Source organism: Nocardiopsis alba, from assembly GCF_000710955.1.
Lineage (GTDB): Bacteria > Actinomycetota > Actinomycetes > Streptosporangiales > Streptosporangiaceae > Nocardiopsis > Nocardiopsis alba.
Genome location: NZ_BAZE01000011.1, coordinates 172,600 through 184,709, shown reverse-complemented (window position 1 = coordinate 184,709; position 12,110 = coordinate 172,600). Strand labels below are relative to the sequence as shown.

The 12,110-nt window shown below is 69.2% G+C and carries 12 protein-coding genes; 9 read left to right on the top strand and 3 right to left on the bottom strand.

The genetic code is table 11. The features are described 5' to 3' along the window. The first annotated feature begins 172 nt into the window (after nucleotides 1-172). The 7 genes from TR33_RS19720 (at nucleotide 173) to TR33_RS19690 (ending at nucleotide 5,190) form a co-directional block, all read left to right on the top strand. Entirely contained in the window at nucleotides 173-403 is a 231-nt protein-coding gene (locus TR33_RS19720; RefSeq protein ID WP_014911946.1) for a hypothetical protein, read from the top strand. Next, nucleotides 400-804 carry a type II toxin-antitoxin system VapC family toxin gene (locus TR33_RS19715; RefSeq protein WP_017534309.1) on the top strand — a complete coding sequence of 135 codons (405 nt, stop codon included), beginning with the start codon at nucleotides 400-402 and terminating at the stop codon, nucleotides 802-804. Before TR33_RS19720 ends, TR33_RS19715 begins: the two co-directional genes overlap by 4 nt. A 152-nt stretch (nucleotides 805-956) precedes the next feature. Beyond that, nucleotides 957-1,331 (top strand): superantigen-like protein SSL4, encoded by a 375-nt coding sequence (locus TR33_RS19710; RefSeq protein WP_014912455.1) that lies wholly within the window; start codon nucleotides 957-959, stop codon nucleotides 1,329-1,331. Beyond that, entirely contained in the window at nucleotides 1,321-2,952 is a 1,632-nt protein-coding gene (locus TR33_RS19705; RefSeq protein WP_014911494.1) for a sensor histidine kinase, read from the top strand. The genes TR33_RS19710 and TR33_RS19705 overlap by 11 nt, the downstream gene beginning before the upstream one ends. Further along, nucleotides 2,949-3,608, top strand: coding sequence for a response regulator transcription factor (locus tag TR33_RS19700; protein WP_042284648.1), 660 nt, complete (start codon nucleotides 2,949-2,951; stop codon nucleotides 3,606-3,608). Before TR33_RS19705 ends, TR33_RS19700 begins: the two co-directional genes overlap by 4 nt. A 113-nt stretch (nucleotides 3,609-3,721) precedes the next feature. Continuing rightward, a complete protein-coding gene (locus TR33_RS19695; protein WP_014912105.1) occupies nucleotides 3,722-4,321 on the top strand; it encodes a DUF4956 domain-containing protein in 600 nt (199 codons plus the stop codon). After that, nucleotides 4,318-5,190, top strand: coding sequence for a polyphosphate polymerase domain-containing protein (locus TR33_RS19690; protein WP_042284646.1), 873 nt, complete (start codon nucleotides 4,318-4,320; stop codon nucleotides 5,188-5,190). Before TR33_RS19695 ends, TR33_RS19690 begins: the two co-directional genes overlap by 4 nt. Before the next feature lie 206 nt (nucleotides 5,191-5,396). Here the strand turns inward: TR33_RS19690 and TR33_RS19685 are convergent, their stop codons facing one another. From TR33_RS19685 to TR33_RS19675, 3 genes are all read right to left on the bottom strand, one after another. Further along, the gene (locus tag TR33_RS19685) at nucleotides 5,397-5,681 is read right to left on the bottom strand and encodes a hypothetical protein (protein WP_014908637.1); all 285 of its coding nucleotides are present in this window, start codon (nucleotides 5,679-5,681) and stop codon (nucleotides 5,397-5,399) included. Nucleotides 5,682-6,094: 413 nt separating this feature from the next. Beyond that, nucleotides 6,095-8,143 carry a heavy metal translocating P-type ATPase gene (locus TR33_RS19680; RefSeq protein WP_042284644.1) on the bottom strand — a complete coding sequence of 683 codons (2,049 nt, stop codon included), beginning with the start codon at nucleotides 8,141-8,143 and terminating at the stop codon, nucleotides 6,095-6,097. Between the two features lie 186 nt (nucleotides 8,144-8,329). After that, nucleotides 8,330-9,085: a phosphatase PAP2 family protein gene (locus tag TR33_RS19675; RefSeq protein WP_036568029.1), complete on the bottom strand. Its 756-nt coding sequence runs from the start codon at nucleotides 9,083-9,085 to the stop codon at nucleotides 8,330-8,332. 740 nt (nucleotides 9,086-9,825) lie between these two features. On the opposite strand from TR33_RS19675, the gene TR33_RS19670 reads away from it, so the two are divergent. Both TR33_RS19670 and pdhA read left to right on the top strand, forming a co-directional pair. Continuing rightward, on the top strand, nucleotides 9,826-10,503 hold the full coding sequence (locus tag TR33_RS19670) for a GntR family transcriptional regulator (RefSeq protein ID WP_014911282.1): 678 nt from the start codon (nucleotides 9,826-9,828) through the stop codon (nucleotides 10,501-10,503). A gap of 499 nt (nucleotides 10,504-11,002) precedes the next feature. Then, entirely contained in the window at nucleotides 11,003-12,106 is a 1,104-nt protein-coding gene (pdhA, locus tag TR33_RS19665; RefSeq protein WP_042284642.1) for a pyruvate dehydrogenase (acetyl-transferring) E1 component subunit alpha, read from the top strand. Nucleotides 12,107-12,110 lie beyond the last annotated feature (4 nt).

Genomic DNA, 12,110 nt, shown 5'->3' with positions numbered 1-12,110 from the left:
TCCCGCCCGGGGAGGCCCGTCGACACGGGTCGCCCCGGGCGGGGCCCTCCGGAGCGGAGGGGCCTCCCCTCCCCCCGCGCGCGACCACTCTCTCGTCACCCTTCTCTTGCCCGAACCTCGACCGGGTATTGTGGGTATTACCCACATGGGGATTCAGGGAAGGAGTGGCACGATGGAACTGGTCAAGAGAGGCAGCCGAGGGCGTATCACCCTGGGAGAAAAAATCCTCACCAGCGAGTACTACGAAGTGGAGATGGCCGAGGACGGCACCGTCATCCTTCACCCGGTCAACGTCACCCGGGCCAACGCCCAGGTGTTCGAGGAGAGCAGCGGGAGCATGACGACCTCCGTCACCAGGGAAGACGTCACAGACGCCATATCCGAGATAAGGGAGGGCCGTTGATCGTCGTCGACACCTCGGCCCTCATCAACGCGCTCACCTCTCAGGGAGAGATCGGCAAGGTCGCCCGCGATCGACTCGGCTCCGAAGAATTGACCGCGCCCGCCCTCATCGACTGGGAGGTCTCCTCGGTCCTGCTCTCTCTGTCGAAGCCCTCACGAGGTCGGGCCGCCGGACTACCTCGGCATGACCGCGACCTGGCCATGAACGCCTTCGAACGTTTGACCATCGTTCGTTACGGTCTCCACCCCTTGTGGCCTCGAATGCGAGAGTTGGCGAACAACCTCTCCGGTTACGACGCCGCGTACGTCGCCTTGGCCGAACAACTGGACGTACCTCTCGTCACCGCGGACCGGCGCATCGAACGCGGAGCACGAACCACTGCCACCATCGAGGTCCTCTGACGACGCATGAACCCCCGGGCGGGGCCCTCCGGAGCGGAGGGGCCTCCCCTCCCCCCCCGCGCGCGACCTGGGAACATGAAGATCTCCTCATCTTCGTTTCATGAGGACTTCGTGTGGATCGGGCAGGCTCGGCGAATATGAGATCACCTTTGATGCCACTGGTCACAGGGGCGTTGACGGTCGTCCTCGTGGCCTCCGCGGCTCTGGTCTGGGTGCTGTTCCTGCGCGCTCCGGAGTCGACACCCGTCTCCGAGGTGGTGATCGGGACCTCGCCCGAGGACGCGTCGCCCGACCCCACGGACGAGGGCGTGGTGTCGCCTCCCTCGACCGTCACCGGCGAGGAGGAGCCCGCGGCGAGCGAACGACCGTCGGAGCCCGCGGAGACGGAACCTCCCCCATCGCCGACCGGTTTCCCCGTCGACTGCCTCGACGGCGCCTCCGGCCACGAGAACTGGGGAGAGGACCAATGGGAGAGCTGGTGGGACGCCTGCCTGGAAGCACGGTTCGAGGACGACGATGACGACTGACCCCGACGAATCCCCCGACTCCACCACCGTGCGGATACCCCCCGGAGGCAGACCCGGGGGCGGGTCCGGCGCGACCTCGCTCTTCCCGACGATGGTCATCCGCGGACCTCAGCCCGAACTCCCCCAACGGCGGCGGATCCCCGCTCGCCTGCTCATCATGGCGTGGCTGGTCCTGCTGATGACCGCCGTCCTGGTCCTGGTCAACGTCGTGACCTGGAGCGCCCTGACCACCCGAGGCGAGGAACGGGTCGACCGGGCGTTGAGCCAGGAGACCGCGGAGTTCGAGGAGTTCGCCTCGATCGGGGTCGACCCCCGCACCGGCGAGCCCTTCACCGACGTCTCCTCGCTCATCCGGGTCTACCTGGAGCGTCAGTACCCGGACGACGCCGAGATCCTCTTCGGCTGGGTCGACGAGAGCACGGGCGAGTCCTCACGGCAGCGCGGCGGCGCACCCGGCGGCGAGGCCCCGCCCGCCGACTCCGGGCGGCTCCGGCACGGCCAGGAGCCTCCGCACGACCTGTCGGCCGACCCCGAGGCGGTCGGGGAGATCCTGGACTCCCCCGACGCCCGCGGCTCCCTGGACACCCCGGCGGGCCCGGTCCGCTGGGAGAAGGTGCGCGTGCTACCGCCGGACGGGCGGGACGGCCCGGCCGGATGGTTCGTGATCGGCTACTTCACCGCCGAGGAACAGGACACCATCGGTTCCACGATGGGCACGATCGCCCTGGTGAGCGGGCTCGGCCTGCTCGCGGCGGCCACCGCGGCATGGTGGGTGGCCGGGCGCATCCTCGCCCCGGTGCGGCTGGTCCGCCAGACCGCCGCGGCCATCGGCGAGGAGGATCTGACCCAGCGCATCGAGGTGTCCGGGCGGGACGACATCGCGGCCCTGGCCGAGCAGTTCAACAGCATGCTGGACCGGCTGGAGGGCGCGTTCACCGCCCAACGTCGGTTCGTCGACGACGCCGGACACGAACTGCGCACCCCCATCACGATCGTGCGCGGCCACCTGGAGCTCATGGGCGACGATCCGGAGGAGCGTCGTGAGGTGGTCCGGCTGGTCACCGACGAGCTGGACCGGATGGGCCGTATCGTCGAGGACCTGTTGCTGTTGGCCAAGGCGCAGCAGCCCGACTTCGTCCGCCCCGAACCCGTCTCCCTGGCCGAGCTGACCAGCGACATCGACGCCAAGGTCCGTCCTCTGGGAGACCGGTCGTGGCGGCTGGAGGCGATCGCCGACGGCACCGCGAGGCTGGACCCGCAGCGCGTCACCCAGGCGATGGTGCAGTTGGCGGCCAACGCGGTCCGCTACTCTCCCGCCGGTTCGACCGTCCGGATCGGTTCGGCCCTGGTCGGTTCGGACGTGCGTCTGTGGGTGTCCGACCAGGGGTCGGGGATCCCCGCCGAGGACCATGGTCGCGTGTTCGAGCGCTTCTCCCGGGGCCGCCGCACGGAACGCGGCGAAGGGGGCGCCGGGCTGGGGCTGGCGATCGTACGGGCCATCGCCGAGGCCCACCACGGCCGGGTCGATCTGCGTTCGGCCCCCGGTCAGGGGTCCACGTTCACTCTGGTCCTGCCGGTCGATCGGCCCGCGGGAGGAAGCATCGGAAGGGAACAGGCTTGAGTCGCGTACTCATCGTCGAGGACGAGGAACGGATCGCCTCGTTCGTCCGCAAGGGGCTGACCGCCAACGGGTTCACCACCACCGTGGTGGGGACCGGGGCCGACGCGGTCGACTACGCCGTCACCGGCGGCTTCGACCTGATGTTGTTGGACCTGGGGCTGCCGGACACCGATGGTTTCGACGTCCTGCGTCGGCTCCGGGCCATGGGGGTGGATCTGCCCGTGGTGATCCTGACCGCCCGGGACGGGGTGCGCGACACCGTGACCGGGTTGGAGATCGGGGCGGACGACTACGTCACCAAACCGTTCCGCTTCGAGGAGCTGCTGGCGCGGGTCCGGCTGCGGATGCGCAACGAGCGCACGGCCGACCTGACGGTACTGCGCGTCGGAGACCTGTCACTGGACCTGAGGACCCGTCGGGTGTCGGTGGAGGAGGCCACGGTGGACCTGACCGCGCGCGAGTTCGCTCTGTTGGAACTGCTCATGCGCCATCCGGGGCAGGTGATGACCCGACAGCAGATGTTGTCGCACGTGTGGGGCTACGACTACGACCCCGGTTCCAACGTGGTGGACGTGTTCGTGCGCGCCCTGCGTCGCAAGGTGGGCGCGGAGCGGATCGTGACGGTGCGGGGCATGGGGTACCGGCTGACCGGCTGATCCGCGGGTGCCGGAGCGCTTCGAGGGTTCGTTCCGGGGTCGTGCGGCGTTCATGAGGATTTCCTCATCCGAGGCTCATGGACGTCTCACGACCGCCCCACAGGATGATGGCCATGATCTGGTTCGCTCTCGCGGTCGACCTGGCCGCCATCACCGTGTTGTCCTACGTCCTCTACTTCCGTCGGCACGGCCGTCGTGATCTGGTGCTGGCCTACGTGGCCCTCAACGTCGGCATCTTCGCCGTGGTCGCGATGATGGCCCGCCAGGAGGTGGGGCTCGCGGTCGGGTTCGGCCTGTTCGGTGTCCTGTCGATCCTGCGGCTGCGCTCGGATCTGATCAGCCAGGGCGAGATCGGCTACTACTTCGTGGCGATCTCCCTGGGCCTGGTGAACGCGATCGCGCCGCCTCTGGTGATGGTCGGTCTGAACGTCCTGCTGCTGGGGGTGCTGTACGTGGCCGGACACCCGAGGCTGTTGCCGCGCACCCAGCGTCGGATCATGACGTTGGACGTCGTGCACGAGGACCCCCTGGCGCTCCGCCAGGATCTGGAGGGTCGCCTTCGCGGCAAGGTCCGGCACGTGGAGGTCACCGAGGTGGACTACGTGCGCGACCTCATGGTGCTGGACGTCCGCTTCCAGGTGCCCCCTCCCGAGTCGGTCCCCCGTACCGGGCAGCGGACCCGCCCCCTCGCGACGCTGTGGGGTGGCCGGTGAGCGTCCGTCCCTCCCCCGCCCCGACGGGGTCCCTCACCGCCGGGAACGACCTCGACCCCTCCCCGCTCGGGCCGATGCCGCCCGGACTGGAGCGGCTACGCCCCCTGTCCCTGGCCGAGACCAACGAACGCGCCTCCCTGGTCACCCGCACCTGCCGCAAGTACCTGGTGCCCGTGAGCTCGATGTCCGACCTCTTCGCGGGGGCCGAGCGCGACTTCGGGGTGCTGGAGATCGGCGGCCGGACCTCCTTCCTGTACTCGTCGACCTACCTGGACACACCGGACCTGAGGACCTTCCACGACCACCGGCAAGGACGCCGACTCCGGTACAAGGTGCGCACCCGCACCTACCTGGACACGGGCACGAGGATGTTCGAGGTGAAGACGAAGGGCGCGCGGGGGATCACCGACAAGGTACGGATCGAGCTGCCGATGGAGACGCCGGAGGATCGGCTCACCCCGCGGACCCGGCGGTTCCTCGATCGGACCCTCGACCGGTGCCGGCTGGGATCCCCGGACACGTTGACCGCGTCGGCGGTGACCGACTACCGCCGGAGCACGGTGGTCTCCCTCTCCGGGCTGGAGCGGGTGACCGTCGACACCGGGCTGGTGGGGTACCGCGGGGATCGCATGGTGCGCATGCGGCCGGACGTGGTGCTGCTGGAGATCAAGACCCGGGGTGGACTGACCCCGACCGAGCGTCGTCTGCACGAACTCGGGTTCCGTGAGGCCCGTTTCAGCAAGTACGCCGCGGCGCTGGCCGCGCTCGAGCCGGGACTGCGCGGCAACCGTTGGCTGCGGGCGATGGGGCTCTGCCTGGACCACCCCGAACCACGTCGCGATCTCCTCGCCGAGAGGCGTGGGGCATAGGAGGAGGTCACGGACGCGCGTGATGTTTCACGTGGAACATCCGCCGCTCTCCGGCTCCTTCTCGAAGAGAGCCGCCGCCTCGTAACCGGTCGAGGCGGCGGCCCCATCGCGTGCCCCTCCCGCTACAAGAGGGCGATCACGACCTCACCATGGTCGCAGTCGCGGTGACGCGGGTCCAGACCACCGACGAAGGTGGAACCGGAAAGTCATACGAACCCGGGATCGGTGAGGGCCCGCGCGACCCGACGCCAGTCCACGTCGCCCAGACCGCCCCACCGGAGGTCCTCCACCACCGCCTTCAGGGTGCGCAGATCCCAGTCGTCGGTGATGGGTATGTGGCCGTCGCGATGGTCGCGCACCAGCTCGGTCACATAGTTCCGCAGGTGGTCGGAGCCCCTGTGGGCGTGCCGACGCGCCTGGGCGTGCCATCGGGCGTCGTGCGGGATCCAGGCCTCGATGACCTCGGTGGGGTCGGGGGTGGCAGGGGGCACTAGGACCGCCCGTTCCCCGCCGATGTTCCGGAACGAACACCGAGTGGGCGTTGACAGTTCCTGCACTTCTGGTTCACTCCGCCGTTCCAGCTTCCGCAGTAGTCGCAGTACATGAGAGCTCCTCCCCGCCTCGTTCGTGCCGAGACTAAGGCCATTCCGGAGTCGGGAGGTGTGGAACGGGACAAGTGACCGCTCTGAGGTGGGTGTTCACAAAGTGCCCTCTGTGACGGCAGGGACTCATGCGAACTTTTCGTGGGCGAGGAGACGATCACCGCCTTCGGCACCGGGCGGGGCGTCGGGTCGAGATCGTGCCCTCCCTGGGCGAAGCGGATGGAGGCGCGCGACGATCCCGCCGCCGGCCGTGAATCACGTCCGACGGGATCGTCGCGCCCCTCCCGTCGAGAGAGCGTCCCTCAGTCGGCCGGCCTCAGGTCGAGCCGCCGCAGAAGCTGGGCGTTGAGCGCCACGATGATCGTCGACAGGCTCATCAGCACCGCGCCGACCGCGGGCGCCAGCACGATCCCGATCGGGGCCAGGACGCCGGCGGCCAACGGCACCGCGACCACGTTGTAGCCGGCCGCCCAGGCCAGGTTCTGGATCATCTTCCGGTAGCCCGCCTCCGAGAGCCGACGGACCGAGAGCACCCCGCGCGGATCGTCTGAGGCCAGCACCACACCGGCGGACTCGATGGCCACGTCGGTGCCCGCGCCGATGGCGATCCCCACGTCCGCTCGGGCCAGCGCCGGAGCGTCGTTGACCCCGTCGCCGACCATGGCGACCCGGTGCCCTCGTTCCTGGAGGTCACGGACGACCGCGTCCTTCTGGTCGGGCAGGACCTGGGCGAAGACCTCGTCCAAGCCGAGCCGCTCGGCCACCGTGTCGGCGACGTTGCGGGCGTCACCGGTCACCATCGCCACCCGGACGCCCTGCGCCTGGAGGTCGCGCGTGGCCGCGGCGGACTCCGGGCGGATCTCGTCGGCCAGCGCCAGAGCGCCGACCACCTCTCCGTCGGAGACCACGTGCAGGACGGTCGCCCCCTGGTCCCGCCAGGTCCGGGCGCCCTCCACCAGCTCGGAGGGCTCGTCGAGCCCCAGGGACTCCAGCAGCGCCGGTCCGCCCACGTAGGCCTCGACCCCGTCCACGGTGGCCCGGACCCCGCGTCCGGTGAGGGAACGGAGGTCGGTGGCGGTCGGCACCGCCCCCCGCTCCTCCGCCGCCCGGACGATCGCCCTGGCCAGCGGATGTTCGGACTCGGACTCCACCGCGCCGGCCAGGGCCAGGACGTCCTCGCTCCGGCGCCCCGTGGCGGCGATCGTCCCCGAGAGCGCCGGCGTGCCCTTGGTCAGGGTCCCGGTCTTGTCGAACAGCACCGTGTCGATCAGACGGGTGCGTTCCAGGGCCAACCGGTCCTTGACCAGGATGCCGTTGCGCGCGGACAGGGTCGTGGAGATCGCGATGACCAGGGGGATCGCCAGACCGAGGGCGTGCGGGCAGGCGATGACCAGCACGGTGACGGTCCGTTCGACGGCCTGGCCGCTCTCGCCGAGCAGCACTCCCCACACGAACGCGGTGATCACGGCGGCGGACAGGGCGAACCAGAACAGCAGCGCCGCGGCCCGGTCGGCCAGGGCCTGGGACCGGGACCTGGAGGCCTGCGCCTCGCTCACCAGGCGTTGGATCCCGGCGAGGGTGGTGTCGTCGCCGACGGCGTCCACCCGGACCCTGATCGAGGAGTCGGTGGCGACGGTGCCCGCCACCACCCGATCCCCTTCGGACCGGGTGACGGTGCGGGACTCACCGGTGATCATCGACTCGTCGACGGCCGCGCTCCCCCGGACCACGTCCCCGTCCGCGGGCACCCGTCCTCCGGAACGGACCAGGACGGTGTCCCCGAGCCGCAGGTCGGAGACGGCGACCTCCTCGATCCGCTCCTGATCGTCGACCCGCTCGGCCCGATCGGGCAGCAGGGCGGCGAGGGCCTCCAGGGCTCCGGAGGCCTGCCCGAGGGCGCGCATCTCCAACCAGTGCCCGAGGAGCATCACCACGATCAGGAGGACGAGCTCCCACCAGAAGTCCAGACGCATGCCGACCACCCCGAGGGTGGCGAGCATGCTGGAGACGAAGGCGACGGTGATCGCCATCGCGACCAGGGTCATCATGCCGGGGCGCCGGTCGCGCAACTCGGCGGGGAGCCCGGACAGGAACGGCCATCCTCCATAGAGGAAGATCACGGTCCCCAGGATCGGGGGGATCCAGGTGAGGGCCTCGGGGACCTCATAGCCGAGCCAGGTGGAGATCATGTGGCTGGTGAACACCACCGGGACGCTCAGCAGCAGGCTCCACCAGAAGCGTCGGCGGAACATCGCGGCGTGGTCGCCGTGCCCCGCGTGGCCGCCATGGTCACCGTGGCCCGCGTCTTCCTCTCCCCCGTGCCCGTGTTCGTCGTGTGCGCCGTGATCCATGTGTGCGCGGGTCCGAGCCTGTCGTCGCGCCGTACTTCGCCCGGCCCTTCCTCCCCACCCATCCAGTACCCGACCGGGGTATCCGTTACGGGGATGTCCGCGAGTTCCGCGTGTCACACACCTCGTCCGGACACGAGAAGGGGCGCCCGTCGATCTTCGACGAGCGCCCCTCTTCGTGCGGTCCGTTCAGGTCTTGAGCTCCGACTCCTTGCCGTACCAGGGCCACCACTGCACGGTGTGCCCGTGCGGGATCATCCGGTCCAGGCGGATCGTGAGCCGCAGCGCGAAACCCCCCGCGATCATCCCCGCCACCAGGTCCGTGAACCAGTGGAAGTGCAGGTAGATCGAGACGGTGGACTGCAACAGGGCGATGCCCACGATGCAGTACCCCAGGCGTTTGATGATGTGCGGCCGGGCCGCCCCGAACCTGATGATCAGGAACAGCACCAGCCCGTAGATGAGGATCGCGTTGGCCCCGTGCCCCGAGGGGAAGGCCACGTTCCCCATCCCGGCGAAGAAGTCGGGGTCGAAGTACTTGGCGTGCCCCCGGTTGAAGAACAGCTTCATCACCGAGACCATCGACATCATCCCGAAGACGCCGCCCGCCCCCAGGATGATGGGCCGCCAGCTTCGATGCCAGTAGGCCAGTTGGAGCGTGGTCACCCCCAGGACCGGAAGCGCCACGTAACGGGAGGCCACGTTGTCGGGCCAGAAGATCAGTGGTTCGCGCAGCGTGTCCCAGTAGGGCCGAGGCAGTTCGTTGAGGAAGTTGTCGACCGGGTGGAGGGGTCCCGCCGCGAGCATCGTCACCACGATGAGGGCCACGAAGAGGATGATCGCGATCCGATCCGAGGCGAGCCCCCAGGCGATCTCGCTCACACTCGGCCACTTCACCGCGCGCACGACGGGCGGCCCCGGAGCGTACTCCTTGGCTCTCACCACGGGGATGGGACCGCTGTAGGGACCGGGCACGGGTCTACTCCGTTCCGGTTCGTGATGCTCGGTCGTCTGTCCGGACCTTGCGTGCCTGGTCCTCGAAGAATGCGTCATGTGCTCAGTGCTGTCTCACACGTCGTGGGCTTGCCTGTGGCACTGCTTCAGGCGTGGGGGACGGGCTAGCCGCGGTTGTCGGGACTGGTTCTGACGTCCTCGGGGTCGACACCGGGTGTCGGTAGGGTGCCGAGGGGACTCTCCCCTCCACCCTGGTTCGACGGCCGAACCTTCCGACCGGTTCGCGTGGTTCGCGACCGGGCGTTCGCAGGTCCGGCTTCCGAGGGACGGAACCGGCAGTCGAGCGGCGCCGCACCGGCACTCGCTCCCACTCCGATTCTGTTCGCGCAGGTCAGGTCGGCCCTCTCGGGCCTGGACCGTGACGTGGACTACACTCCGTACGGCCTTGTCTGGATATCGCCGACAGACGAGCCTACCCGGACACACCCCTCCATTGGTGGTCTCGGGGGCCGAGTGTGACCCTTCTGCCTCGGACTTTGCCCGAGGCATCCCTCCCGGATCCCTCCGCTTCACCGGGGCGCGATCCGTTCGTGAGTGTTTCGTTAGTGGCCCGTGGCCGTTCGTCCAGGCGACCCGTCCGCATGTGGCACTCTTCAAAGAGCTTGTCAGACAAGAGAGTGCGTCGACCCGTGTGCCACTCGCGTACGGGACGGAGAACGGAAGGGCCCTGGATGGTCGACCTCCCGCGGTTGCCGGACGACCCCTCGAAACTGGCCCGAGAACCACTGAGGGAACAGATCCGGCAGGTACTGGTCGAAGGCCTGCTGTCCGGCCGATGGCAGCCCGGCGAGCGCATCGTCGAACGGCGGATCGCCACGGAGCTCAACGTGAGCCAGGCTCCGGTCCGCGAGGCTCTGCGCGAACTGGAGACCCTGCGTCTCATCGAGACGGTGCCGAACAAGGGTGCCAGGGTCAGGGCCTTCGGTGTACAGGACATGGCCGAGATCTACCCCGTTCGCGCGGGCCTCGAGCTCGTCGCCGCGCAGTTGGCCGCTCCTCGCCTGGCCAAGGACCCCTCCGCCCTGGAACACGAGGTGGAGGCGCTCAAGGACGCCACCGCCCGCGGGGACGTCACCGAGCAGATCCGCCACAGTGTGGAGTTCCACCGCGAGATCGTGAAGGCCGCCGACAACAGCGTGCTCCTGCACACGTGGGAGTCGTTGGGCGTGGAGGTGTGGACCGCGCTGTCGGTGCGCTGGCTCGACATGGAGCTGCACGCCAAGGCCGCCGACCACGCACAGATCACACGGGCCTTCCGCGAGGGGGATCCGGCCGTGGGTCAGATGCTCAGCGAGCATGTCCTGAACTACGTCGAGGCGGCCCTCAGAACCCACGGGGGCGGACGCTAGGAGCGGTGGGGCGGACCCCCGTCCCACTCGATCCGCGCTCTGACCTGCCGACACCCCTTCCCTCACCGATCGTCACCACCTGACCCTCCACACAAAAAAACGGGCATCTGACGTAAAGTTGTATTGATCGATCATCGATCAGACCGTAGAGTGTGCGCGACGCACGTCACATCCATGCGCGCGTGCCCCCTGGTGGTACGGGATCGTTCATCCGGCTGGTGAGCGAGACCGGACATGCTTACCGCTCTCCGCAACGGGAAGCAATGCCCTCAAGGGTCGCGGCGCCACAACTGCACACGCGACCCGATTCGCTTCGCGTCCGTCCTCGGTCCCCGCCACGGCCCGAACGGACGCGCCCCGCAACAGCCACAGGTGTCGTCGCCGAATGAGCCCGGCGGCGACACACGCCAGGGCCACGCCTGACAGCGGGCCCGGGCAGGCCTCGCCACCCGTCCCACAGGCCGGAACGCGGGCCTTCTCGCACGTAGAAAGGCACACCATGGCTGACACGGCCAAGCCGAAGGGCGGCAGCGCCCGGGCCTCCGGGTCCAGGCGCCGGAGCCGCAAGGACACCAACGGCCTCGGCAACGAGACGCCGGAGACCCTTCTCGACTACTACCGCCAGATGCTGTTCATCCGGCGCTTCGAGGAGCGCACCGGCCAGGCCTACACGCAGGCCCGCATCGGCGGCTACTGCCACCTCAACCTCGGCGAGGAGGCCACCGTCGTCGGTCTGATGACGGCCCTCCAGGAGCGCGACTACCTGTTCACGAACTACCGTGACCACGGTTACGCCATCGGCAAGGGCATGGACCCCAAGCGGGTCATGGCCGAGCTCTACGGACGCGTCGACGGCGTGTCCAAGGGCTGGGGCGGCTCCATGCACATGTACGACACCGAGACCCGCATGCTCGGTGGCTACGGCATCGTCGGCGGCCAGCTCCCCCTGGCCACGGGCGCGGCCCTGGCCGTCACCTACCGCGGTGGCGACGAGGTCGTCATGTGCCAGATGGGCGACGGCACCACCAACATCGGCGCCTGGCACGAGTCCCTCAACATCGCCAAGCTGTGGAACCTGCCGATCGTCTTCGTGGTGATCAACAACTTCACCGGCATGGGCACCACCGTGGAGATGTCCTCCGCCGAGCCCGACCTGTACAAGCGCGGCTCCGCCTACCGCATCGAGGGCGAGCGCGTCGACGGCCGTGACGTCCTGGCCGTCCGCGACACCGCCTCCCGCCTGATCGAGCGCGCCCGCGAGGAGCAGACCCCCTTCATCCTGGAGGCCTGGAGCTACCGGAAGAAGGGCCACTCGGTCGTCGACCCGGCCAAGTACCGCACCGACGAGCAGCGCGAGCTGGCCTCGGCCGACGAGAACGACCCGGTCCTGACCTTCGGCGACCAGCTCGCCAAGGCCGGCATCCTCACGGACGAGCTCCGCGAGGAGATCGCCGCCTCCGTCAAGGCCGAGGTGGCCGCGGCCGCCGACTTCGCGGAGAACAGCGCGAAGCCGGACCCGTCCACGCTCTTCGACTACACATACGCCACCCCGGTCCCCAACGAGTCGCGGCGCATGCCCGCCGACCCGGTGTTCGCGGAGTAGGGAA